Raw genomic sequence first — 24,178 nt, 5'->3', positions numbered from 1 at the left:
CTGGCGCCAATCTTTACCCAAGGGGAGAATGCCATGAGCGAGCAGAACACCATCACCCGTCTGGATCTCTTTATCGACCGGATGGTGTCACAGCGGGCCTGCTTGGATGCGGCAATCACGCAGACAGCGGGCAGGAGCGAACCGGTTTTCGAACTGGGCTTGGGCAATGGGCGCACCTTTCACCACATGCGGGAGCGTATCCGAGATCGTGATGTCTATGTGTTTGAACGGGCGGTGGCATCGCACCCGGACAGTACACCGGCGGAGCATTTGACCATTCTCGGCGATGTCCGCGAGACTCTGCCCGCAGCGCGCACCCGGTTTCCTGCGGGTGCCAGCCTGATCCATGCGGATCTGGGTGGGCACGACCGGGAAAAGAACGACGCTTTTGCGAGGATGATTTCACCATTGATCGAACCGCTGCTGGCGATCAATGGTTTGATGGTCTCCTCTGACCGGATGTATTTCGACGCGCTGGAGGAACAGCCGTTGCCGGAGGGAGCTGTGCCGGGTCGCTGCTTCATCTACCGTCGGACTGCCTGACACGTCTTCGCCTTGCCGCACTGCTCTTAGCGACGTTGGGTTTCTCTGGCCTCATCACCAGAAACCGACCAAGGTTGGTCCGGGATGATGGGCGCTGGCAAGAGGTGACACGATGATATTCTACGACTGCAGCACTGCACCTAACCCGCGGCGGGCGCGGATGTTCATCGCGGAAAAAGGTTTGGACATCAAAACGCGGGACATCTCCATCGCCAAGGGGGAGCAGATGTCCGAGGAATTCCGCGCCATCAACCCGCAGGCGACACTGCCGGTGCTGGTGACCGACGGTGAGCTGATCTTGACCGAAAACTTGGGGATTGCAGCCTATCTGGAAGCGTTGCACCCTGAGCCTCCCTTGATGGGGCGCACCCCCGAGGAAAAGGGGCAAGTCCTGATGTGGCACGCGATTGTCGAGGCGCAGGGTGGGCTGCCTATTGCCGAGGCATTACGCAACAGCCACCCGGCCTTTGCCCATCGGGCCATTCCTGGCCCGGAAAACCATGCGCAAATCCCTGAGTTGGCAGAACGGGGTCGTAGTCGAACGCAGAAATTCTTTGATCTGTTGGAGGCACGATTGCAGCAAAGCACTTTTGTGGCGCTGGATCATCTGACCCTTGCCGATATCGCTGCATTTGTGTTTGTCGATTTCGCGCGCGTTATCAAAATGCGTATCCCTGAGGGGAATACTGCCACCCGTGGATGGTACGACCGGATCGCGGCGCGACCCAGCGCTCAACTGTAGGCGTTCTCTGGAAGAGGAGCCTGCCGTATGGATGGACAGTGGCCGAAAACAGCGGCAGATTGAGGGCGTTTTCTGCGGCTGCTCTGCCGCCTTCTCGATCCAACAATTCAGGGGCCTGACATGGCAGATAAACCCGTTCTGCATCGTGACGATCCAGATGCCGCTCCGCTGGTTGGCAACATCAAGGTCACACGCGCTGACTGGCTGAATGTTGCTATGGATGTTCTTATCACCGACGGAGTGGAGCAAGTGAAGGTGCTGGCCCTGGCCGAGCGGATGGGCGTCTCGCGCTCCTCGTTCTACTGGTACTTCAAATCACGCCAGGATCTGCTCGACGCGCTGCTGACCAGTTGGGAGCAGACCAATACGATTGGCATGATCGGTCAGGCCGAGGCTGAGGCGGACACCATTGCGGCGGCAGTGCTGAACGTATTTCGCTGCACCGCCAATCCGCAATTGTTCAACACAGCGTTGGATTTCGCGGTGCGTGATTGGGCGCGCAGATCCGGTCATGTACGTAATATTCTGGATATGTCTGATGCAAGGCGGATCGACGCGCTGACGGCGATGTTCCGGCGCTATGACTTTGCGGAACGCGACGCGGAGACGCGTGCAAAGGTGCTCTACTATATGCAGCTGGGATACGACATGGCAGGTCTGAACGAGCCCTATGAGCAGCGGCTCGGCATGACCGGCGCCTATTTGGAAGTGTTCACAGGGCAAGCAGCCAGCCCCGAAGAACTGGCTGAATTTGCGGGTTATGCCAGAGAGTTCTGGCGTCCTTGAGGCGGCCTTGACCGGTGATATCAAAGCGTCTCCAGCTGGGTGTTGACCTCGGCTTTGACCTTTTCAGCCGCCGCCATCCTTACAGGGCCATAGCCCCGTATATCCATGGGGGCGCTAAGCACTTTCAGCCAGACCTCATGATGCTCAGGTGAATAGCGCTCTGTGGCGGTTGTGATGATGGTCTGATACCAGATCAGCAAGTCGCGGTGCAGGCGCGCCTCTTCGTGGCGCCCAAATGGATTCCAACGGCTGCCACGCATGCGGCGACCCTGGGCAAGAAGACGCAGCGCGGGGCGCATCCAGGAACCAAACTGCACTTTCTGAGGACGCCCGCGCGCATCTGTCTTCCGGCTGAGAAGCGGCGGCGCGAGATGATAATTTACCCGGAAGTCGCCATCAAACTCGGCTTCAAGCTGATGTTTGAAGCTTTCATCGCTCAGCAGACGGGCCACCTCAAATTCGTCCTTGTAAGCCATCAGTTTGAACAGCGATCGCGCCGCGGCGGTCACCAGCGCGTCTGACCCGGTTTCGGGGAGCGCATTGCGCAGCGCCTCCAGCCGCGCGGTATAGGACTGTGCATAGGCGACGTCCTGATACCCGGTCAGGAAGGTGGCGCGCCGGTCAATCAGTTCTGCCAGCGTTTCATCTGGGGCTTCTGTTTCGTCATATAGGTCGGACAGGCGCGCAGGATCATGGGCAAATGCACGCCCAATGGAGAGCGCCAGGCGGTTCTTCTCGATGGCGACCCCGTTGAGTACAATTGCCTGATCCAACGCGCCGAGGCTCACGGGCACCAACCCTTTCTGCCAAGCAAAGCCAAGCATCATCACATTGGCCAGGACCGCATCACCGAGGAGGGTCTCAGCCGCCTCGTTTGCGTTGAACCCTGACAGGTTGTCCGCACCGATGACATCCGAGATGGATTTCTCACGCAGATTGGCCATCAGGTCTGCATCTCGACGTAGGACCAGATCACCTGTCGGCATTTCGGCGCGGTTCAGTACCATCTTGGTGCCTGCGCGATAATGGGCGGAGGCTTTGGGCGCAGAACTGACGACCACATCACAGCCGATCACTGCGTCCGCGGCACTTTGGTCGATGCGCACCTGATGCAGGGCGTCCGGTGTATTGGACAGGCGAATATAGCCCAAAACTGTGCCAAACTTCTGCGCAAAGCCGGTGAAATCCAGCACGCTGGCACCTTTGCCTTCCAGGTGGGCTGCCATGGTGATCAGCGCACCTACGGTGACCACACCCGTGCCACCAACGCCCGTCACCAGAAGATCGAACGGCTCTTTTAGTGATGGCAGAGCCGGGGGTGGCAGATCTGCGGTCAACGCTGAAGCATCCAGTGCAGCGACCTCCTTTTTGCGTCGTGTCGCGCCCTCTACGGTCACAAAACTGGGGCAGAAGCCGTTCAGGCAGGAGAAATCCTTGTTACAGCTGGAGAGGTTGATTTTACGCTTGCGACCAAAGGGGGTTTCTTTTGGCTCAACGCTCAGACAGTTGGATTCCACAGAACAATCGCCACAGCCCTCGCAGACCAGATCATTGATGAAGGCAAAACGCTTGGGGTCTTCCATCGTGCCGCGCTTGCGGCGGCGGCGCTTTTCAGTGGCGCAGGTCTGTTCGTAAATCAGGACGGTGACGCCCGGGATCTCGCGCAGTTCACGCTGGACGCTGTCCATGTCGCTTCGATCATGAAAGCTGGTGCCTGCCGGGAACTCCGACTTGTAAAATTTCTCAATGTTGTCCGACACCAATGCGATCCGGTCAACGCCTTCGGCGCGGCAGGTCTGGGCGATGCCTGAGACACTCACAGGGCCATCTACCGGCTGACCGCCCGTCATCGCAACGGCGTCATTATAGAGAATCTTGTAGGTGATATTCGTGTTGGCCGCGACGGCCTGACGAATGGCCAGCGAACCAGAGTGATACCACGTCCCCTCACCAAGGTTCTGAAACACATGTTTGCCGCCATTGAATTTGGAGGCAACGGTCCAGGGCACGCCTTCGCCGCCCATCTGGGCGTAGCCAGCGGTGTCGCGGTCCATCCAGCTTGCCATGACGTGGCAGCCGATACCGGAATTTGCTTTGCTTCCTTCGGGCAGTTTGGTCGAGGTGTTGTGAGGGCAACCTGAGCAGAAATAGGGCGTGCGGGTGGCACCCGGTACATTCAGCAATCGGGGTGGATGCGCAGTCAGGGCATCTGCGCGGTCCAGCAGGTTCTCCTCCGGGAAAAACCGGTTCAGCCGTTCTGCGATAATCGGCACCAAGGTAAGAGGGGACAGCTCCCCGGTCCAAGGGATCAGCGGGTTTCCCTGGCTGTCATGTTTGCCAACCATCCGCTCCGGTTTATCGCCAGGCCAGTCGTAGAAATATTCCTTGAACTGGCTTTCGATAATGCCACGCTTTTCCTCGACAACCAGAACCTCTTGCTTGCCCTTCACAAAGCGCAGCGCCTCCGTTCGAGCAAGCGGCCAGACCATGCCAACCTTGTAGATATCGATGCCCAAACGCTTACAGGCGGCCTGATCAAGACCAAGCAACCGCAGCGCTTCCATCAGATCGAGGTGACCCTTGCCAGTGGTCACAAACCCGAACTTCGCTTTTGGCAGGTCATAGATCCTGGTGTCGATCGGGTTGGCCTCGGCAAAGGCTCGTACCGCACGCAGTTTGGCATGGATCCGGGTTTCGATCTCGGGAGAAGGAAGATCGGAGCGGCGGATGTGCAGGCCGCCAGGGTAGTCTGGAAGCTCTGGGTACGTAAAACTGCGATCCGGACGCAGTTCGACCGAACGGGCGCTTTCTACTGTTTCCGAAACGGCCTTAAATCCGACCCACGTGCCGGAGTAACGTGAAAGCGCAAATCCATATTCGCCGAATTGCAGAAACTCGGAGACATCGGCAGGGTTCAGGACCGGCATGAACCACGACATGAAGGCCACATCGGATTGATGGGGCATGGAGGAGCTGACGCAGCCATGGTCATCGCCCGCAACCACCAAAACGCCGCCCTTTTCTGATGAGCCATAGGCGTTGCCGTGTTTCAGCGCATCACCAGACCGGTCGACACCCGGTCCTTTGCCATACCACATGGAAAACACGCCCTCGACCTCACAGTGAGGGTCGAGAATGGCTTGCTGTGCGCCCAGAACAGCGGTTGCGCCCAGGTCCTCGTTGACGGCAGGCATGAAGGCAATGTTGTGCGCATCCATGCGTTTGCGGCTGCGCCAGAATTCCAGATCAACTCCACCCAGCGGTGACCCACGGTACCCGGAAACAAAACCCGCCGTGTTCAATCCCGCAGACTTGTCGCGCCGGGCCTGATCCAACATGACCCGCGCGAGTGCCTGTGTGCCTGTCAGGAAAACGCGGCCTCTGGTATACTCATATCGGTCATCCAGCTGGTAGCTGCGGAAATCATGGCTGAGCTGGGTCATGGAGGCATCCCTTGCATCAAAGTGGTTATTATTTGAAAGAATAACCCGATCATGCCGAAAATCTGTGCCAGATTGTTTGCCCGTAGGCGTAAAAGTGAATATCCGTACCATTAGACGAGGTAATCTGGAAAGTACGTCCATGAGTGATGAATTGGTGCTGGATGACCGTGACCACCGCATCCTGACACTCCTTCAGCAGGATGCGCGAATGTCGAATGCGGATCTGGCTGACGCAGTCGGCATGTCCACCTCTGCGCTGTGGCGGCGGGTGCGTATGCTTGAGGAGGCTGGCATAATTGAACGCTATGGTGCCGTGGTGAATGCAAAGGCGATGGGGCTGGGGTTTCATGCCATCGTTCATGTCCAGCTGACACGTCATGATCGCGATAAGCTGGCGGATTTCATCAGGGCGGTGGAAACCAGCCGTCTGGTTCAGGAATGTTATGCGACCACTGGGCAGTCAGACTATCACCTGCGCGTGCTGGCACCTGATCTGGATGCCTACAACCGATTTCTGGAGGAGTTTTTGTTCCGCTTGCCTGCGGTGGCCAGCGCGCAGACAAATGTGGTTCTGCGGACTATTAAACGCGATGAACCCGTGGCGCCCTAGACTGGGCCTAATTGGTGATGGCTGTGCGCCACGCTTCTCTGGGGTATCTATCCGAAGCTCACATGTGCCCAAGCGGCTGCCATCGCCAGATAGGTAAGCTGGTGCAGCGCCTGATCTGTCCCCATTGCACGCCAATAGACAGCCATGTCCGGTGCCAGTTCCTTGCGTTTGGAATAGCAGGCCTTGCAATAGTCGATATTGAAATGGGCGACCCATTCCAGCGCGCATATAATCAGAATAAATCCGACGGGCGCCCCCATGATCACAAAGGCTATGATTGATCCCAACACATGAACCCCGGCATGTTGCGCGCGCCCTGCATGTAGATATTCCCCGCGGCCTGACAGCATTTTAGGCGTCTGCAGATAAAAATCGGCAAACATATGCTTGATCTGAAGCAGGCAGAGCAATCCCAACAGGGATGCGAGAGGATCTGACAAAGGAACGGCCTCATTTTGTGTCGCGAGCTCTGAAAGCTTACGTATTTTTTTGATGCAGGCAAATGGCCTGTAACAGTATTCGTCACGACGCACCGTCAACTGTGCCGGAACTTAGTGTTGTCATGAGGCTTGTGAACGAACTTCGATGGGGGATCGCCCTGTTGCCATTGCCTGCAACAGGTAATCCGGGCTAGGCATATCAGGATCCGTTTCCGCAACTGTCGCCATTTCGGAGCCGTCCCATAGAACGCACTCTCTTTCGGTTTATCTGGACTTACTCCAAGCGCGACCAGATGGTCTTGCTGGTGGTTACTGCCTGCCTGTTTCCATTACTGTATCTGACGCTGGAACTGCCAAAGCGCATCATCAATGATGCTATCGGTGCTCAAAGTTCCAGCATTGATCTGTTTGGCTACGAACTGACCCAGCTGCACTACCTCTGGCTATTGTGCGGCGGGTTCCTTCTGGCGGTGCTGGCCCATGGCCTCTTGAAGATGCGCATCAACACGATGAAGGGCATTCTGGCCGAGCGGATGTTGCGACGGTTTCGTTATCGGCTGATCTCACGTGTGCTAAGGTTTCCGCAGCCGTATTTCGAGCGGGTCAGCCAGGGTGAATTGGTCTCCATGATCACATCCGAGAGCGAGCCCATGGGTGGGCTCATGGGGGATGCGGTCAGCCAGCCGGTTCTGCAGGCGGGTCAAATGCTGACCATCCTGTATTTTCTGTTCATGCAGAATGTCTGGTTCGGGCTGGCGGCTGTTGCGCTTATTCCGTTGCAGGGCTGGTTGATTCCGATGTTGCAGCGCCAGATCAACCTGCTGAACAAGAAACGTATTCGCCAGATCCGGGCCTTGGCCTCTGAAATAGGAGAGAGCGCGGCGGGGGCGTCGACCCTGCGTCTGAATGGCGGCTGGCGCTACCGGATGGCTGTGATCACAGACCGGCTTGGCTGGCTTTATGACATCCGGTTTGAGATTTATCAGAAGAAATTCTTCATGAAGTTTCTCAACAACTTCATCACGCAGCTGACGCCGTTCTTGTTTTATGCGGTGGGTGGTTATCTGGTGCTGGAGGGCAAGGTCTCGCTTGGCGCGTTGGTTGCCGCTCTCGCAGCCTACAAGGATCTGGCATCTCCCTGGAAGGAGTTGCTGGCCTACTACAATCAGACGCAGGATATGGCGTTGCGCTGGGATGTCATCCTGGAGCGTTTCGATCCGCCGGGAATGGTGGACGAGGCGTTGATGACTGGCGCACCGGATGAATTGCAGCGCCTTCAGAGTGATATCGTCGTTGAGGGGGTCAATGTTCGTGATGCCAATGGCAATCTCGTTCTGGAAGATTTGAACGCACGGTTCCCGGCGGGGAAGGTGATCGGCGTCGCCGCCCCGTCGGAGGAAGATCGCCGCGCCCTAGCGGGGCTGCTGACCCGGGAACTACTGCCCTCGGCTGGCGAGGTCTCGATTGATGGTCAGAACATGCGCGACATTCATCAGGCGGTGATCGCTGCGCGTATCGGTCATGCCACCTCCCGACCGGTGCTGTTTCAAGGATCATTTGGCGACAATGTGATGATGCCGATTCGACAGCGCCCGCTGGGAGCCGCACAGGATCTGCGTCGGTATGATGTGGCGCAGCGGGCAGGCAATAGTCCCGATCCTCTAGACGCGTCATGGCTTGATCCGGCCCTTGCCGGGTTCTCGAGCGAGGCGGAGCTGCGTGACTGGTGGCTAAGACTGGTTTCAGGTATCGGGTCTGACACAGCACTATTTCGCCGCGGGGTGGAGCAACGCTTTGAGCCTTCAAGTCACCCGGAACTGGCGCAGCAACTTGTCGATCTGCGCGGCATGGTACAGCAGGCCGTCATCGACGCGGGCCTAGATGGCTATGTGCATTTCTTGGCACCTGATCGCTACAATCCGGCACTGCCAGTGGCTGAAAACCTGTTGTATGCGACCACTCAGGTCCGTATGAGCGAAAACGTGCTGCGCCAGCAGGATGATTTCCTCGATCAGCTGCGGGACCTCAATCTGGACGCGGATCTTGTCGCCCTAAGTCGCGATGTGGTGGAAATGCTGCGGCAGATCTTTGGAATCGACGGCACCGATCATCCGCTGTTTCGCAAGCTGGGTCTGGAGGCCTCGGCCTATGAGGGGGCGCTCGCGCTGGTGGATAAGACCCGTAACGATGGCGTCTCCGCGCTGAGCCATGAGGAGCTGGCGCGGTTGCTGATCGTTCCTTTCAGCATTTCAGCTGAGCAGATCGGTGCGGCGTTCAGCAGTGAGATAGAAGAGCGTATTCTGGCCTTCCGGCAGAGTCATTCCAGCCAGTTGATGGCGACGCTGGATGATATTTTCGAACCGCTTGATGACCGGGCATTTGCACCGGGCTTGACGGTTCTGGAAAACGCCCTGTTCGGAAAAATCTCCGATAGCGCCGGCGGGCGGGCGGAAGAGGTGCAGAAACTTGTCTCGGATGTGTTGGTGAAGAACGGTGTCCGCGACCACGTGGTTGAGCTGATCTTTGATCTGCCGATCGCGCTGGGCGGGCAGGGGCTTGCTGCCAGCTTTGCCGAGCCGCTTGCGTTCTCTCGGGCGTCCATCAAACGCCCTGATATCTTGATCTTGGACGCCGCTATGGCGAGTTATGATCTCGACACCCGGATCGCAATCCACAAGAATCTGCGCCAGCTGTTGCCGGACACCACGTTGATTTACCTTGGCAGCAGCTTCGAAAGCCCGGATGTATTCGACGGCTACTATGAACTGCGGCAGGGACGACTGGTCAGCGATAGCCCAGTCGCGGATGCGGTCAGCGATGGCGCGGGGAGTGCGGACCTTGCGCGCAAACTCAGAGCGCTGGAGCAGACAGAGCTGTTCTCCGAACTCAACCGCCGTCAGCTGCGCCTTTTGGCCTTTGGCGCGCGCTGGTACACGGCAAAATCTGGTGACACAGTATTTCTGAAAGACGATGAGGCCAGCGATGGCGCCTATATGGTGCTGGAGGGAGAGGCAGGCCTGTATTTGCCGCAGGACGGGGAGACACGCCGCCTGGTTGCCAAAGTTGGCGCCGGTCGTCTGGTCGGCGAATTGGGTCTGATCCGGAAGGAACCCCGAGCCCTCAGCATGATTGCGGAAAGCGATTTGACCTGTTTGCGGATTGGTGAGGAGGAGTTCCTCGCGGTTGTGGAAAACGATGCCGCGACCGCGTTTAAACTGTTGCAAGTCGTTGCAGGCTATGTGTCGAGCTGATCGCTTTTAAGGGACACTATACGCGTCCATGAGAGGTGCGGGCGTTTGGGATCGAGAGGAGACGACTGCCATGAAATTACTAAGATACTATAGTGACGCTGGTATTCGTCCCGGCCTTAAAGCCGGGGATGGAACCCTGCGAGATCTCGGCGGGCATGTCAAAGATCTCACGGGCGCAGAACTAGGGCATGATACGCGAGAGGAGCTGGCATCGCTTCCACTGGCAGATCTGCCGATCGTTCAGGGAGAGCCGAGGTTGGCCCCCTGCGTTGGCAACGTCGGCAAATTCCTCTGTATCGGCCTGAACTATCGGGATCACGCTGAGGAGGCGGGACTTGCGATCCCGCAGCATCCGATCCTGTTTCTAAAGGCCAATTCAGCCATCAGTGGCCCAAACGATCCGGTGGTTTTGCCGCGCGGCGCGCGGAAAGCCGACTGGGAAGTGGAGTTGGGCGTGGTGATTGGGGAAACCGCCAAATACGTCGGGGTTGAAGACGCGCTCGACCATGTAGCGGGCTATTGCGTGGTCAATGATGTCTCGGAGCGATCTTTCCAGATGGATCTGTCCGGGCAATGGACCAAAGGCAAGAGCTGCGACAGTTTCGGCCCTATTGGCCCGTGGCTGGTAACACCCGATGAGGTTCCCGACCCGCAGCAACTTGCGCTTTATTGTGATGTGAACGGCAAGCACATGCAGCAGGGTCACAGCAGTACAATGATCTTCTCCGTCGCCGAAATCATCTCGCATCTCAGTCAGTTGATGACACTGCATCCGGGTGACCTTATTGCAACCGGGACACCGCCGGGGGTGGGGATGGGGCAGAAGCCCGACCCGATCTATCTGACGGCGGGCGATACCCTGCGGCTAGGCATCGATGGGCTGGGTGAACAGCGACAACATATCGTCGAAGACAGTTGACTGTATTTCTTCATTCCATGCACTCCCGCCCGTCGCTGGATCTTGGCCAGGATCCGGCCCGTTGGGCCATGCCGTGCGCATATGGCACACGGCATGGCGATTTTTCGCAGGAGATGCGCGCCTTTCCTGCGTGGCGCTGGTTATTCTTCAATAGGAGGGGCGCCGCCCACAAAACTGTTACCCTCGGCATAGTTGCATGGGGCATCCTGCATGTTGAGGTGCAGATCATCCCCGATAAAGGGATGGGCGCGGGCAAGATCTTCGTCGACCTCAATGCCAAGACCCGGGTTCTCTGACGGGATCACGAAACCGTCCTCCACAGTGATCCCCTGCTTGATCAGCGCCGCATGAAACGGTGTCTCGATTGTTTCGATCATCAAGAGGTTGGGGATTGCGGCCGCAAACTGGATATTGGCCGCCCATTCGACAGGACCCGCATAGAGATGAGGCGCCATCTGTGCGCCGAAAACCTCGGCGATAGCTGCGATTTTCTTGGTCTCCCAGATGCCGCCGGATCGCCCCAGGGCCGGTTGCAGGATTTCTGCCGCACCTGCACGCAAGATTGCGGCGAACTCCGCTTTCGTTGTTAGCCGTTCCCCTGTCGCGACGGGGATGCGGACCCGATCTGCGACCCGAGCCATATCTGCAACTAGATCAGGAGGTGTGGGCTCCTCAAACCACAGGGGCTCATAAGGTTCCAACGCTTGGCCGAGCCGAATGGCCCCTGCGGGTGTGAACTGGCCATGGGTGCCAAACAACAAATCTGCTCTATTGCCGACGGCCTCCCGGATGGCGCGGCAAAAGGCGACGGATTGGGTGATGTCAGATTGGGCCGGCATATGCCCCCCCCGCATCGTATAGGGACCGGCGGGATCGAATTTGACTGCGGTGTAGCCTTTTTCCACTGCTGCGATTGCAGACTCAGCCGCCAGTTCGGGCGTGTTCCAGAACGCATCAATATCGTGGTGGGGCAATGGATAAAGATAGGTGTATGCACGCAACCGGTCGTTCATTTGCCCGCCAATCAAAGCATGAACCGGTCGGTCACGGTCCTTGCCGAGGATATCCCAGCAGGCGATTTCAAGGCCGGAAAACGCGCCCATGACGCTCAGGTCGGGGCGCTGCGTGAAACCCGAGGAATAGGCCCGCCGAAACATCCATTCGATATCTTCGGGGTTCATACCCTGCATATGCCGCTCAAAGACATCGCGGATCACATGCGTCATTGCGTCAGGGCCAACGGAGGCCGCGTAGCATTCGCCCCAGCCGGTGATACCGGTATCGGTGGTCACCTTGACCAGGATCCAGTAACGCCCGCCCCAGCCAGGGGCTGGTGGAGCGGTGACAATGATGTCTAGGTCTTGCAGTTTCATGTCAGGTATTTCCCTGTGTGCTCAGAGGTCTATCGGTCAAAAAGGATGACGTTGCGACGTGCCGATCCTGTCTTTGTATCGGCAATCGCAGCGTTTATGTCTTCAAGCTTCCAACGTCCGGAAATCAACTCGTCCAGTTTCAGGCGCCCCTGCTGATAGAGGTCTACCATCCACGGAATATCGCGCTGAATTACCACGTCACCCATTTTGGAGCCGATCATGCCTTGCCCGATGGCGGCCATGATGACCGGCTCATAGCTGGCTTTCGCGCCCGAGTGCGGCATGCCGATCATCACCATGCGCCCGCCGATGCCCAGATATCGCGTGGCCTGCTCATAGGCTGGGATAGCGCCGACTGTGACCAGAACAACATCAGCCCCCTTGCCGCCAAGGGCCTTGTATGAAGCCTTCCATGGTGCATCGAGGCGGCCGAGGACTGTGTTGGTCGCGCCAAACTCCTTGGCAATCTCCAGCTTTTCCTCGCTCAGATCGACGGCAACGATCCGTCGCGCACCGGCAATGCGGGCGCCCTGGATCGCATTGAGGCCAACGCCACCTGCGCCGATCACAACGACATCCTCGCCTGCACGAAGCTTTGCGGCATTCACTGCTGCACCGACGCCTGTGATGACGCCGCAGGAGATTAGCGCGGCGACATCTTTGGCAATTTCGCTTGGAATTTTTACGATTTGGCGTTGATCCACGACAACCCGTTCAGCAAAGGCACCGCAAGCCATTGCTTGCATCAAGGGCGCGCCGTCGGTGGTTTTGAGCGGACCGTTGACGGTATCATAAGGTGTTTCGCATAGGGTGGGCGCACCGCCTGCGCAGCTGGGACAGCTGCCACAGGATCGGATCAGAGTGACAACGACGCTGTCCCCCTCAGCAAAGCCCTGCACATTATCGCCGACGGCGCTGATTACGCCAGCGGCTTCGTGGCCATAAACGGCGGGTAAAAACCCACCCCAGGCGCCCTCTGCAAATGAGATGTCGCTGTGGCAGATCGCAACGGCGTCCAGCGTCACCTCTACTTCTCCAGTGCGCGGCGCGGCAAGCTGTACCTCTTCAATCACGAGAGGGCTACCAAACTCGTGGCAGACGGCGGCTTTGATGGTTGGCATGCATCTCTCTCCCTGTTTGTAGGCCACGGTGGACCGGAGGGAGGAGGGCTGCAAGTCTGAAACCGTCAATGAAGCGTCGCATACCGAGGCACATAGGCGCAGGGATAGCGGGGCGCACCCACTTAGGTCGCTGATGAGCAGTGTATCAGGTCGATTCCTTGCGGCCTTTCAGAGCGGCTGTGGTTTTCACAAATCGCTGTGCCTCGTCTGGGGCACATCCGAGTTGCCGTGTTGCGTCAAAGAGTGTGGTCTGATCCAGCTCTGGAAATTGCACGGCAACAACCTCTTGCAGGGGTACTCCGTCCTGCGCTGCCTTCACGCAGAGATCCTTGACTGCGGCCTGTGCCTCACCCCTCCGCATCTGCTCCGCCAAGGCAAAGCTTAGCGCTTCTGCATAGATTGTCCCATTGGCAGCGTGGAGGTTGCGCAACATTTGCTTGGCGTCTGGCGCCAGTTCTATGGTCATGGAGACAGCGGTCCGGGCGGCACTTGCGGCGCAGAAAACGATCTGCGGAAGGCTCAGCCATTCGCCAAACCAGCTGGCGCCGTCGCGTTGGTTTTGATGCGCGGCGGCATGATGCAGCGCCGAAAGCTGTGCGGTTGCCTGCGCGGCCAGTGCGATCAGCGCCGAGGCGGCAACCGGGTTCTGTTTCTGCGGCATGGTTGAGGAGGCGCCCGCTGTGCCGACTGTTAGCTCGTCGATACCGCTTTGGCGTAGGGCAAGGCAATCAGTCCCCAATTTCCTCAATACGGTGCAGGCGCGGGTGAGCCAGTCTGCGATCCGCAAAACCGGGCTGCGATCCGTGTGCCAGCTGCGATGTGGGTCCGCCAGCGATAATCCCGCAGCCAGCTCCGCGCGCAGCTCACTGGCCTTGGACCCCAATGCGCTGTACGTTCCAGCAGCACCGGAAAGTGACACCAGAAGACAGGTTTGACGGAGCACTGGCAGCTCTTCGAGCAGTGCCGCCAGAGGCTGTCCCCACGTGGCCACAACGGCTCCGAAGCTGGTCGGGGTGGCCAACTGACCATAGGTGCGTGCAGCCATCGGAAGGTTGGCATGGGTGTCGGCCATATCGGACAGTTGCGTAAGCAGGGTGAGCAGATCAGCCTCAACGGCCGCAAGTGCCTGCCGCAATCGCAGCATCAGGGCGCTGTCCATAATATCCTGCGAGGTTGCCCCCCAATGTACATATTGGGCGTGCTCCGGCGCGTTCATCTCGTCCCTCAATGCACTCACCAAACCTGGAACCGGAACGCCATTCTGTCCGGCCGATTTGCCCAATGCGCCGGGGTCCAGAGCGACCTCCATCACCGCGCGGCCAATCGCTGCCGCGCTTTCCTCCGGGATCAGGCCGAGTTTGCCCTGCGCCTTGGCCAGCGCCCCCTCGACCAGCAGCATCGCGCGAATTTCGGCGCTGTCTGAAAACAGCCGGGAAATATCTCCCGCAGGAAACAATGACGCATAGAGTTGGCTGTCGAAGAGAGAAGCGGCCATCAGAGATCTTTCACTAAGGGTTGCCATGGCTGCTGCGGGGCAGCAATAGGCGGCAAATGGGGTATATACAGGCCTGTTACCCTATCATAAGGGCGGTCGGCTACCATTTGTGCCAGTTGTTGTGGTCGCTCGCACGTTCCCGAGAGCGCACCGGACCTCGGCACAGCAGCCATCAGATATGCCCTTGCTCCCTCAGGAAGGTGATCAGACGATCCGCAAAAGCCTCGGGCTGCTCGACACAAGGTATATGACCGGCGCGGCGGATCAATTCGAACTTGGAACCGGGGATGAGGTCGACCGTTTCACGTACCAAGTCCGCGGGTGTCGCGCCGTCATCAGAACCCGCAATTCCTAAGGTCGGCAATCGTAAGCCGCTGGTGGGTGTGTAAAAATCTGTCCCGGCGATCGCCGCGCAGCACCCGATGTAGCCCTCGCTCGATTGCTGGAGCAGATGGTCGCGCCAAGGCGCCATCTCGGGCGATTTTCGAAATGCCGGTGCAAACCATCGCTCCATGATGTTGTCCGCAATGGCATCAATCCCGTCACGTTTGATTGCGTCAATGCGCTGTTGCCAAGTGGCGGCGGTCCCGATCTTGGCGGCGGTGTTGGAGAGTACCAGCCCACGCATCAGATCCAGCCGCTTGATCGCCAGCCCCTGCGCAATCATGCCGCCGATAGACAGCCCGACAAAGATACAGCCCTTTATCTGCAAATGGTCGAACAACCGCTCGGCATCGCGGACCAATGTGCCCATGGAGTAGGGGGCGGGCGTTGCGGGTGTTCCGCCGTGGCCACGCAGATCGTAGCGGATAATGCGCAGTTCTCTCGGCAGTCGTTCTACCACCTGATCCCAGACACGCAGGTCAGTGCCAAGGGAATTGGCAAAGACCAAAGGAGGTCCGTCGGCAGTTCCATCCAGTTGGTAATGTAGCTGGATATCGCCCAGATCAGCAAATGGCATAAAGGGGCTCCGGGGTGTGTTCAGTCGCGGTTTCTAACGCGCGGGCGCCCTCAGGTAAAGTCAGCCGGACCGTGAAAAGATGAGCATATGCGGCCCTAACCCCCAGATTTGAGCCGCATATGAGCCATGATCTGCCCGTGATCAGAGGCGAGTTTGTTGTAGGGAGCTTCGGGATGGCTGCCATCAGTCAGGTGGTCATTGAAGACGCTGAAATATTCCATCTCTCCGATTTGGCCTGCCCAGTCCGGATCAAAATGGCGGGACATGTAGATCTGATCAATGCTTTCATGAACGCCGCCAAATGCCGTGGTGTAGACCACATCGCGGAGCGACTTTTTGAGGAATTGCTTTTCTGCTGACCGCAATCGAAACTTGTCGATGGTTTCGCGGATCTGCCGGTTCTCCTCCGCACTGTAGCGGTCTCCTGAATGTCGGGCGTCATGGCGCAGCATCCAGGAGTAATTTCGAAATGGGGTCTCGCCGCTGATGATTTCGGAACTGACGGCGTTTTCCCCGTCATTGAAATCTCCCAATACGATGACTGGACGGTTCTGTTCCAATTCGTCCAAGACCATCCGCCGCAGCACCCAGGCCTCAGCCATACGGCGCAGAGCTGCGCGCAGCGCGCCCAAGGCACGACCACCCGCATCATAGGCTGTGAGCACGGTTTCAGGTGGATAGGGCGCACCTTGCGGGGTGATGAACTCACCCAGTTTGGATTTCAGATGACAGTTGAAGACGCTGACAATCTGCCCGGCGACGGGGATCCGGGCCTTCATGATCGGGCGCGACAGCCGTCTCAGCGTGTAATAGCCCGCGTCCTCTTCGCCACCAAGGCAGGCCATCGGAATATCAAGCGGTTGCGGCAGATCCTGAATAATCTCAACCGGTTCAGCGAAGCCATACCGCGACAGGATAGCAAGGCCGGGGCGCCGTTTCCCTGGTATTTCGCTGTCGTTTATGTTCGGCGCAAAGGCCAGCTCAGCCTCAGTGTAGGGCGTATAGGCCAGTTTGCGGAAAATCGCCTTCCGGTGATAGCGTTTGGACCGGTCAGGCAGGCTGGCGGCATTTGCCTCCTGCCCGCGCCGGTCGGTCTCAGCGATGATCTCACGCAGCGGCGCTTCCTCGAAAATCTCTTGAAACCCCACGATATCGGCATCCAGAGTCAGCAGCTGATCGGCCATCCAATCGGCCTTCCACGCGTATTCCTCAGGCGTGTAGCTTTGAAATTTATAGTATTCCTGATCCGGACCTATCAGGTTTTTCACGTTGAAGGATGCAATGGTGAATTCGGTCATGTTGTACTCTAAGCTCGATAAGGGCGGTCATTCGGAGTTAGCCGAACCGATGCAACGCCTCAGCAAAAAGGGCTGCGTCGACGTTGCCGCCTGTTGCGATAGCGATTGTGGCAGGGCCGCTTAATTGGTCACCATGGAACAAGGCTGCTGCGAGAGACACCGCACCACCGGGTTCCAACACGATCTTCAGTCGTAAAAAGGCCAGCGCCATGGCGCGCATCGCCTCCTCTTCGCTGACGACGACGCCCAAACCGCAGAGCCGCGACAGGATGGGGAAGGTGATTTCGCCCGGTGCCGGCGTTAGTATGGCATCACAGAGTGAACCCGCGGAGGCCTCATTCCGGCAGATTTTACCCGCAGCCAGTGAACGGATGACATCGTCAAAACGCTCAGGTTCGCAGGGACTTACTTTCATCTTTGGTGCTGTTTGTTCCAGAGCAAGTGCAACGCCCGCGGTCAAACCGCCACCGCCGCAGCACACCAAGACATCTGCTTCGGCTACGTCCAACTCAGCAGCTTGGCGGGCAATCTCCAAGCCAACAGTGCCTTGTCCGGCGATGACCTCCACGTCGTCGTAGGGTTTGATCAGGGTAAGACCGCGCGCCTCTGCAAGTTCTGCTCCGATGGCATCACGGTTGTCTTTGGCCCGGTCGAACAACACCACCTCCGCGCCGAGCGCGCGCGTATTGGCAATTTTGATGGCCGGCGCGTCCTGCGGCATCAGGATCACAGCGGGAGTTGAATGTGCAGCGGCTGCAGCGGCCACCCCCTGTGCATGGTTGCCGCTGGAATAGGTCAGGACGCCGCAGTGCCGTTGCTCATCGGTCATCGCAGAGAGGGCAGCCCAGCCTCCGCGAAATTTGAACGAACCAGTGTGTTGCAGGCATTCGGCCTTCACCAAAACGCGCCGTCCGGCGATGTCGTCCAGAAACGGTGAAGATAACAGCGGCGTCTCGCGTGCGTGACCGCTCAGGCGGTCGGCGGCTGCGGTAATCGCGGCAAAAGAGGTCATTGGGCAATCTCCAGAATACGATGGATAAGCGCCAGCGACCTGGGCTCATCAAGGAACGGGACATGACCGCGGTCCGGAATCTCTACGGCAAGCAACTCCGGCAGGCGGAGCTGCATTTTCTGGTAGGTGTCGGCGCTGAGTATATCCGAGTTGGCCCCACGGATGAGGCCTGACGGTACCCCGCTGAGAGAGTGGAACAGCGGCCACAAGTCTGGCGTTGGTCCGGTGGCAGCCTGTGCTAGCAGGGCGTCGCGCAATCGTGCGTCGTAGCGCAGAGCCAAGCCGTCCTGCGTCTGGGTGTAGAAAACCTCCACCTCCTCGCGCCAGCGCGCCATTGGCACATCGGGAAATGCTGGGGCCATATGTGTCGCCAGCACCGAAGCGGCCTGTTCGTGAGTTTTGACCGCAGGGCGATGCCCGACATAGGCCATAATCCGCGCGATCCCATCCGCCGGAATCTCTGGCCCGACGTCGTTCAGGATCACACCAGCCAATCTGTGTTTGTGCAAAGCGGCCAGCGCCATGGCGACCAGCCCGCCGCGTGATGTGCCAAGAAGTGTGACGCGATCAATATCAAGATGATCCAGCAGCTCGATTACATCCTGCGCCTCACGCGGGACTGAATAGCTGTGAATGTCTTCGGCGTATTGCGATCTGCCGCGACCGCGTGCGTCCAGCGTGATCATACGATGACCATGAATGTGCGGCCGAAGGTATCGAAAATCCTGCCCGTCGCGTGTTAGACCTGCCAGACATAGCAACGGTGGGCGCGCTCCGCTGGCTGACTGGTTGGGATCGTCATAGGCGAGCTGCAACCCGTCCGAGGTGGTGAAGACTGAAAGCGGTCCTGATGTAAGCGACACAGGATTATGTCCCAAGTAATGTCGGAATACTGCTCAGATCGCTCAACACATGATGCGGCGTCCAGGGCAGACGATCCATTGGCTCGCCGCCACGATTGACCCAGGCTGTGGTAAATCCATACCCCGACGCCCCTGCAGCGTCCCAGCCGTTGGAGGACACAAACAGAACTTCGTTGCGCTGACAGCTGAACCGTTTCCCGACGAGATCGTAAACCTGTGCGGCGGGTTTGAAAACACCGACGGCCTCCACGGATAAGACATCATCCAGCAGCCCGCTCACACCGGCGGAGTTGACGGCACCTTCCAGCATCTTGGGTGACCCATTTGACAGGATGGCTGTCTGCAGGCCAGCTGCCTTGAGCGCGCGTAGCATCTCCGGCACCTCCTCATAGGCTTGAAGTTGCCAATAGAGATCAAGCAACCGTTTTCTCAGCTGCGGATCCCCGCTAAGTCCGGTGGCTTCCATCGCCCAGTCCAATCCGTCTTGGGTGACCTGCCAGAAATCCGTGTGGGCGTTGGTGATGGCGCGCAGCCAGGTGTATTGTAGCTGTTTCAGCCGCCAATGGTTGGCCAGCTCGGCCCAATGATCAATCAGATGTGGGAACTCCGGTTCATGGGCGGCTTGTCGTGCGGCCGCCGTCACGTCGAACAATGTGCCATACGCATCGAAGATACAGGTTGTGATCGCCATGGGGTCTCCCGTCCGGTGTCCTGTGGTTGAGCTAGCCTAGGCGCAAAACGGGCGTTAATTCCAGCCACAATGCGATGCATACCGTGACAAACCGCTACCAGTTCGGGGCGCTGGTAGGTTGGGTTTACATCAGGGGTGGGTCCTATACTGTGCGCGCCTTTGTAACGTGAAACCAACTGGAGGTCCCATGACCGAGGTAAAAAGCGGCGATACCGTACGCATCCACTACACAGGCAAGCTGACAGACGGCAGCGTCTTTGACAGCTCTGAAGGGCGCGAGCCGCTTGAGTTCACCGTTGGCTCCGGTCAGGTCATCGAAGGTATGGACGCAGGTCTGGCTGGTATGACCGCAGGCGAGAAAAAGACGCTCAACATTCCTGCTGATCAGGCCTATGGCCCCAGCCATGATGAGGCGCGTCAGACCATCCCGCGCGAAGGCATTCCCGATGATATCCCACTTGAGGTGGGCACCCAGCTGCAGATGCAGGCTCCAACCGGGGAAGTTCTGCCGGTAACTGTGGTGGAAGTGACCGAGGCGACCGTGACCCTTGACGCCAACCACCCGCTGGCGGGCAAGGATCTGATTTTTGATATCGAATTGGTATCGATCAACTAAGGCCGGCGGAGGTGGCGCCTCTTGCGTCGCCTCACCAAACCGGCTCTTTTGCTGCGGAACGATCTAAGGCGAAAGAGGACGGCATGGCCAAATTTTCTACTTCAGAAGCCTTTATGGATCGCCTTGGAATATCCTTGCCGATCCTGCAATCACCGATGGCGGGCGTCAGTACACCAGACATGGCCGCTGCCGTCAGCAATGCAGGCGGGTTAGGTGCTTTGGGCATTGGTGCGGCATCTGTGGGCGGAGCCGAGGCGATGATACGCCAGACGGCTGCGCTGACGGATAAGCCATTTAATATCAATGTTTTTTGCCATCACCCTGCGGTGTCTGACCGTCAACGAGAATCGGTGTGGCTCCGGCATCTCGCACCTGTGTTTGAAGTCTTCCAGACCACGCCGCCGAAGGAGCTGCGCGAAATCTACACCAGTTTTAATGTTGATACAGATATGCAGGCGATGCTGCTGACGCGTCGGCCTGCTGTTGTCAGCTTTCATTTTGGCCTGCCGCCGCATCAGGTAATAGCGGCATTGAAATCATCAGGTATCCTCTTGATGGCCACTGCAACATCTCTGGTGGAGGCCAAGATGCTGGAGGAGGCAGGCATCGATGTTGTTGTTGCACAGGGCTGGGAGGCCGGGGGGCATCGGGGTGTCTTTGACCCCAGGGGCAGGGATGAGCGGCTTGGCACGTTGGAGCTGGTTCGCGGTTTGGTTACAGAGTTAAACCTGCCGGTGGTTGCTGCTGGTGGGCTGATGACCGGCGCTGATATTGCGGGGGCGCTTGCCGCAGGAGCGGTGGCGGCGCAGCTGGGTACGGTATTTATCGCCTGCCCGGAAAGCAGCGCCGATGCGGGCTATAGGGACGCTTTGTTGGCGGATGATCCGAAAACCGAGATGACCGCGGCGATTTCAGGCAGACCTGCGCGCTGCCTGAGCAACCGATTTACCGACTGGGCGAGCAGGGTCGACCCCGAAATGATCCCGGATTACCCGATTGCATACGATGCGGGGAAGGCGCTGAACGCTGCCGCCAAACAGGCAGGGGAAGCCGGATATGGTGCGCAATGGGCGGGGCAGGGCGCGGCAGCCGCGCGCCCGATGCCGACGGCAGATCTCATGCAGCAGCTTACGGCAGAATTGTCAGCAGCACAGTAGGACCGACCCCCCCCATAAACAGCACAGCTAAACGAAAAAGGGCACCGTAACGGGTGCCCTTCAATCGTTGTCCAGAAAGTGAGGCAGCGTTCAGAGATTGTCCTGCTGCGGCATTCCAAGAACGTGAAATCCCCCGTCGACGCGAATGACTTCACCGGTGGTGCAGGCTCCGGCGTCAGAAGCGAGGTAGACAGCTGTCCCACCAACGGCTTCCAGCGTTGCATTGTCCCGCATTGGTGCATTCTGAGCGGTATGCTTGAAGGTTTTGCGCGCACCGCCGATGGCGGCGCCGGCCAAGGTTTTCATCGGGCCGGGAGAAATCGCGTTAACGCGAATGCCCTCAGGGCCGAGGTCATTGGCCAGATAGCGCGTGGCGCTTTCCAACGCTGCCTTGGCGACGCCCATGACGTTGTAGTTGGGGACGACACGGTTTGACCCCTGATAAGTCAACGTCAGTAGAGTACCGCCCGCATCCTTCATCAGCGGATAGGCGCGGCGCGCGACCTCAACGAAGGAGTAGGCCGAGATATCCATCGAGTTCTTGAAGTTCTCGCGGCTGGTATCAAGGAACCGCCCGGTCAGCTCTGCTTTGTCCGAATAGGCGATGGCATGAACGACAAAATCAAGGCTATCCCAGCGTGCAGACAGCTGTTCGAAGGCCCTGTCGAGTGAGGCGTCGTCAGTCACATCGACATCGACCATGAAATCGCTGCCAACGCTCTGAGCCAGAGGCTCAAGACGCTTGCCGAATGCCTCACCCTGATAGGTAAAGGCCAGGTCTGCTCCGGCCTCAGCCATGGCCTTGGCGATACCCCAAGCGATCGAACGATCGTTGGCGACCCCCATGATTAGGCCACGCTTGCCCGTCAATACTCCTGACATACGCCGTTATCCTTTGTATTTGCTCAAAACCATTGAGCCATTGGTGCCACCAAAGCCGAAGCTGTTGGTCATCACGCTGTCCAGACCGGCGTTTTCCACCAGTTGTGTTGCGACCTCTGCGGGCTCAATGCCTTCGGCCAGGGTGTCGACGTTGATCGACGGGGTGATGAAGTCGTTGTCCAGCATCAGCAGGCAGAAGATTGCTTCCAGCGCTCCAGCCGCGCCCTGTGCGTGACCGGTCATCGATTTGGTTGAGGAGATCGGGGGAACCTTGCCCGCACCGAAGACCCGCCGGGCCGCTTCGATCTCGCCGACGTCGCCAACCGGGGTCGAGGTCCCATGGGCATTGATGTAGTCTACTTTGCGGCCGTCAGGCAGGGACTGCAGAGCCAGCCGCATGGCGCGTTCGCCACCTTCTCCGGAGGGGGCGACCATGTCGTGGCCATCCGATGTCGCCGCAAAACCGGTTACCTCGGCATAAATCTTGGCACCGCGGGCCAAGGCGTGATCCAGATCTTCCAGCACAACAATGCCACCGCCGCCGGAAATCACAAACCCGTCGCGATCCTGATCGAAGGCACGCGAGGCTTTCTCCGGTGTGTCGTTATATTTCGACGACATCGCGCCCATCGCGTCGAACAGGCACGAAAGCGTCCAGTCCAGTTCCTCGCCGCCGCCGGCAAACATCACATCTTGTTTGCCCATCATGATCTGCTCGGCTGCGTTGCCGATGCAATGCAGCGAGGTGGAGCAGGCGGACGTGATGGAGTAGTTGATGCCCTTGATCTTGAACGCCGTCGCCAGGTTGGCAGAGATAGTGGAGGACATACATTTGGGCACTGCAAACGGCCCGATACGCTTGGTCGCGCCGGTTTTTAGAACGGTTTGATGCGCTGTCAGCATGGCGGATGTAGATGGGCCACCAGAGCCTGCAACAAGGCCGGTGCGCTCATTCACCACCTGATCGTCGGACAGACCGGCATCCGCAATCGCCTGGCTCATCGCGATATGAGCATAGGCCGCGCCCGCGCCCATGAAGCGCAGGGTGCGTTTGTCGACATGATCTGCCACATTCAGCTTGAGCGTGCCTGCGATCTGGCTGCGAAAGCCATGTTCCGCCATTTCAGGGCTGGCTTCGATGCCGGATTTTCCAGCTTTGAGAGAGGTCAGGACCTCTTCGGCATTGTTCCCGATGGACGAGACGATGCCCAGACCGGTGACGACGACACGACGCATGCTGCGTACTCCTATGCTGTTTCAAGGGGGCCAGAGGAAAGCTGTCGATCAGCTCTCGGACAGGGCCACCTTCATGTCTTTGACCTGGTAGATGACTTCGCCATCTGCCTCGACGATCCCATCGGCAACACCCATGGTCAGGCGGCGGGTCTGGATCGCCTTGGTGAAGTCGATCTTGTAGGTCAGTAGCTTGCGATCCGGGCGCACCATGCCGGTCAATTTGACCTCACCAACACCCAATGCATAGCCACGCCCCTGCCAGCCGCGCCAACCGAGGTTAAAGCCGGTCAGCTGCCAGAGGCCATCAAGACCAAGACAGCCGGGCATGATCGGGTTGCCGGGAAAGTGGCAGTCGAAGAACCACAGCTCAGGGGTGATGTCGAACTCGGCTGTAATGTGACCTTTGCCATGGGCGCCGCCATCTGCGGACACATCGGTGATGCGATCCATCATTAGCATGGGAGGGGCGGGCAGCTGCGCATTGCCGGGGCCAAACAGCTCGCCTCTGGCGCATTTTAGCAAATCGTCTTTGTCAAAGCTGCTGGGGTAATCGGCCATGCTGGCGCTTCTCCTGCCTATGTTATCATCGTCTATCTGGCCCCCTGTAGCACCCGTTTCGACTCTCCTGCAAGGGTTCCGGGCGCAGCGGGGCAACGGGCATCCCGCCTGTGGCCTTCAGGTTTTTCAACTGTAACAGTCTAGGAGGAGATGCTGACGCCGCGCAAATTGAATTGAATAC

General features: G+C 58.5%; 21 protein-coding genes. 8 read left to right on the top strand and 13 right to left on the bottom strand.

Annotated elements, in window-relative coordinates:
- Nucleotides 1-33: 33 nt before the first annotated feature.
- The 3 genes from GAL_RS14935 to GAL_RS14925 all read left to right on the top strand — a co-directional run bounded on the left by GAL_RS14935 (nucleotide 34) and on the right by GAL_RS14925 (nucleotide 2,071).
- Entirely contained in the window at nucleotides 34-543 is a 510-nt protein-coding gene (locus tag GAL_RS14935; RefSeq protein WP_024098401.1) for a class I SAM-dependent methyltransferase, read from the top strand.
- A 112-nt stretch (nucleotides 544-655) separates the two neighbouring features.
- On the top strand, nucleotides 656-1,285 hold the full coding sequence (locus tag GAL_RS14930; RefSeq protein WP_024098400.1) for a glutathione S-transferase family protein: 630 nt from the start codon (nucleotides 656-658) through the stop codon (nucleotides 1,283-1,285).
- A gap of 120 nt (nucleotides 1,286-1,405) precedes the next feature.
- Entirely contained in the window at nucleotides 1,406-2,071 is a 666-nt protein-coding gene (locus tag GAL_RS14925) for a TetR/AcrR family transcriptional regulator (RefSeq protein ID WP_024098399.1), read from the top strand.
- Nucleotides 2,072-2,091: 20 nt separating this feature from the next.
- Here the strand turns inward: GAL_RS14925 and GAL_RS14920 are convergent, their stop codons facing one another.
- Nucleotides 2,092-5,514: an indolepyruvate ferredoxin oxidoreductase family protein gene (locus GAL_RS14920; protein WP_024098398.1), complete on the bottom strand. Its 3,423-nt coding sequence runs from the start codon at nucleotides 5,512-5,514 to the stop codon at nucleotides 2,092-2,094.
- Nucleotides 5,515-5,653: 139 nt separating this feature from the next.
- On the opposite strand from GAL_RS14920, the gene GAL_RS14915 reads away from it, so the two are divergent.
- Complete coding sequence (locus GAL_RS14915; protein WP_024098397.1) at nucleotides 5,654-6,124, top strand: Lrp/AsnC family transcriptional regulator; 471 nt, start codon at nucleotides 5,654-5,656, stop codon at nucleotides 6,122-6,124.
- 47 nt (nucleotides 6,125-6,171) lie between these two features.
- Here GAL_RS14915 and GAL_RS14910 read toward each other — a convergent pair whose 3' ends face one another.
- The gene (locus GAL_RS14910) at nucleotides 6,172-6,564 is read right to left on the bottom strand and encodes a DUF3307 domain-containing protein (protein WP_024098396.1); all 393 of its coding nucleotides are present in this window, start codon (nucleotides 6,562-6,564) and stop codon (nucleotides 6,172-6,174) included.
- Between the two features lie 293 nt (nucleotides 6,565-6,857).
- On the opposite strand from GAL_RS14910, the gene GAL_RS14905 reads away from it, so the two are divergent.
- Both GAL_RS14905 and GAL_RS14900 read left to right on the top strand, forming a co-directional pair.
- A complete protein-coding gene (locus GAL_RS14905) occupies nucleotides 6,858-9,815 on the top strand; it encodes an ABC transporter transmembrane domain-containing protein (RefSeq protein ID WP_024098395.1) in 2,958 nt (985 codons plus the stop codon).
- Nucleotides 9,816-9,885: 70 nt separating this feature from the next.
- A complete protein-coding gene (locus tag GAL_RS14900; protein ID WP_024098394.1) occupies nucleotides 9,886-10,734 on the top strand; it encodes a fumarylacetoacetate hydrolase family protein in 849 nt (282 codons plus the stop codon).
- Nucleotides 10,735-10,874: 140 nt separating this feature from the next.
- On the opposite strand, the gene GAL_RS14895 is transcribed toward GAL_RS14900, so the two are convergent.
- The 8 genes from GAL_RS14895 to GAL_RS14860 form a co-directional block, all read right to left on the bottom strand.
- Nucleotides 10,875-12,107, bottom strand: coding sequence for a mandelate racemase/muconate lactonizing enzyme family protein (locus GAL_RS14895; protein WP_024098393.1), 1,233 nt, complete (start codon nucleotides 12,105-12,107; stop codon nucleotides 10,875-10,877).
- A 29-nt stretch (nucleotides 12,108-12,136) separates the two neighbouring features.
- Nucleotides 12,137-13,228, bottom strand: coding sequence for a Zn-dependent alcohol dehydrogenase (locus GAL_RS14890; RefSeq protein ID WP_024098392.1), 1,092 nt, complete (start codon nucleotides 13,226-13,228; stop codon nucleotides 12,137-12,139).
- A gap of 145 nt (nucleotides 13,229-13,373) precedes the next feature.
- The gene (locus GAL_RS14885) at nucleotides 13,374-14,723 is read right to left on the bottom strand and encodes a lyase family protein (protein ID WP_040104113.1); all 1,350 of its coding nucleotides are present in this window, start codon (nucleotides 14,721-14,723) and stop codon (nucleotides 13,374-13,376) included.
- A gap of 172 nt (nucleotides 14,724-14,895) precedes the next feature.
- The gene (gene pcaD / locus GAL_RS14880; RefSeq protein WP_024098390.1) at nucleotides 14,896-15,684 is read right to left on the bottom strand and encodes a 3-oxoadipate enol-lactonase; all 789 of its coding nucleotides are present in this window, start codon (nucleotides 15,682-15,684) and stop codon (nucleotides 14,896-14,898) included.
- A gap of 95 nt (nucleotides 15,685-15,779) precedes the next feature.
- Nucleotides 15,780-16,982: an endonuclease/exonuclease/phosphatase family protein gene (locus tag GAL_RS14875; RefSeq protein ID WP_024098389.1), complete on the bottom strand. Its 1,203-nt coding sequence runs from the start codon at nucleotides 16,980-16,982 to the stop codon at nucleotides 15,780-15,782.
- 37 nt (nucleotides 16,983-17,019) lie between these two features.
- A complete protein-coding gene (locus tag GAL_RS14870; protein WP_024098388.1) occupies nucleotides 17,020-17,994 on the bottom strand; it encodes a threonine ammonia-lyase in 975 nt (324 codons plus the stop codon).
- Nucleotides 17,991-18,857 carry an alpha/beta fold hydrolase gene (locus GAL_RS14865; protein ID WP_024098387.1) on the bottom strand — a complete coding sequence of 289 codons (867 nt, stop codon included), beginning with the start codon at nucleotides 18,855-18,857 and terminating at the stop codon, nucleotides 17,991-17,993. The genes GAL_RS14870 and GAL_RS14865 overlap by 4 nt, the downstream gene beginning before the upstream one ends.
- 4 nt (nucleotides 18,858-18,861) lie before the next feature.
- Entirely contained in the window at nucleotides 18,862-19,548 is a 687-nt protein-coding gene (locus tag GAL_RS14860; RefSeq protein WP_024098386.1) for a haloacid dehalogenase type II, read from the bottom strand.
- 187 nt (nucleotides 19,549-19,735) lie between these two features.
- Here GAL_RS14860 and GAL_RS14855 point away from each other — a divergent pair, with 187 nt between their 5' ends.
- Nucleotides 19,736-20,164, top strand: coding sequence for an FKBP-type peptidyl-prolyl cis-trans isomerase (locus GAL_RS14855; RefSeq protein WP_024098385.1), 429 nt, complete (start codon nucleotides 19,736-19,738; stop codon nucleotides 20,162-20,164).
- An 83-nt stretch (nucleotides 20,165-20,247) separates the two neighbouring features.
- Nucleotides 20,248-21,321 carry an NAD(P)H-dependent flavin oxidoreductase gene (locus GAL_RS14850; RefSeq protein ID WP_024098384.1) on the top strand — a complete coding sequence of 358 codons (1,074 nt, stop codon included), beginning with the start codon at nucleotides 20,248-20,250 and terminating at the stop codon, nucleotides 21,319-21,321.
- A 90-nt stretch (nucleotides 21,322-21,411) separates the two neighbouring features.
- On the opposite strand, the gene GAL_RS14845 is transcribed toward GAL_RS14850, so the two are convergent.
- The 3 genes from GAL_RS14845 to fabA are packed head-to-tail and all read right to left on the bottom strand — an operon-like array spanning nucleotide 21,412 to nucleotide 23,997.
- Nucleotides 21,412-22,203, bottom strand: coding sequence for an enoyl-ACP reductase FabI (locus tag GAL_RS14845; protein WP_024098383.1), 792 nt, complete (start codon nucleotides 22,201-22,203; stop codon nucleotides 21,412-21,414).
- Between the two features lie 6 nt (nucleotides 22,204-22,209).
- Nucleotides 22,210-23,439: a beta-ketoacyl-ACP synthase I gene (gene fabB / locus GAL_RS14840; protein WP_024098382.1), complete on the bottom strand. Its 1,230-nt coding sequence runs from the start codon at nucleotides 23,437-23,439 to the stop codon at nucleotides 22,210-22,212.
- Between the two features lie 48 nt (nucleotides 23,440-23,487).
- Nucleotides 23,488-23,997: a bifunctional 3-hydroxydecanoyl-ACP dehydratase/trans-2-decenoyl-ACP isomerase gene (gene fabA / locus GAL_RS14835; protein WP_014879135.1), complete on the bottom strand. Its 510-nt coding sequence runs from the start codon at nucleotides 23,995-23,997 to the stop codon at nucleotides 23,488-23,490.
- Nucleotides 23,998-24,178: the final 181 nt, after the last annotated feature.

This window comes from Phaeobacter gallaeciensis DSM 26640, assembly GCF_000511385.1.
GTDB lineage: Bacteria > Pseudomonadota > Alphaproteobacteria > Rhodobacterales > Rhodobacteraceae > Phaeobacter > Phaeobacter gallaeciensis.
Note: the sequence above shows the minus strand (reverse complement) of the source record. Positions and strands in the feature narration are given on the sequence as shown.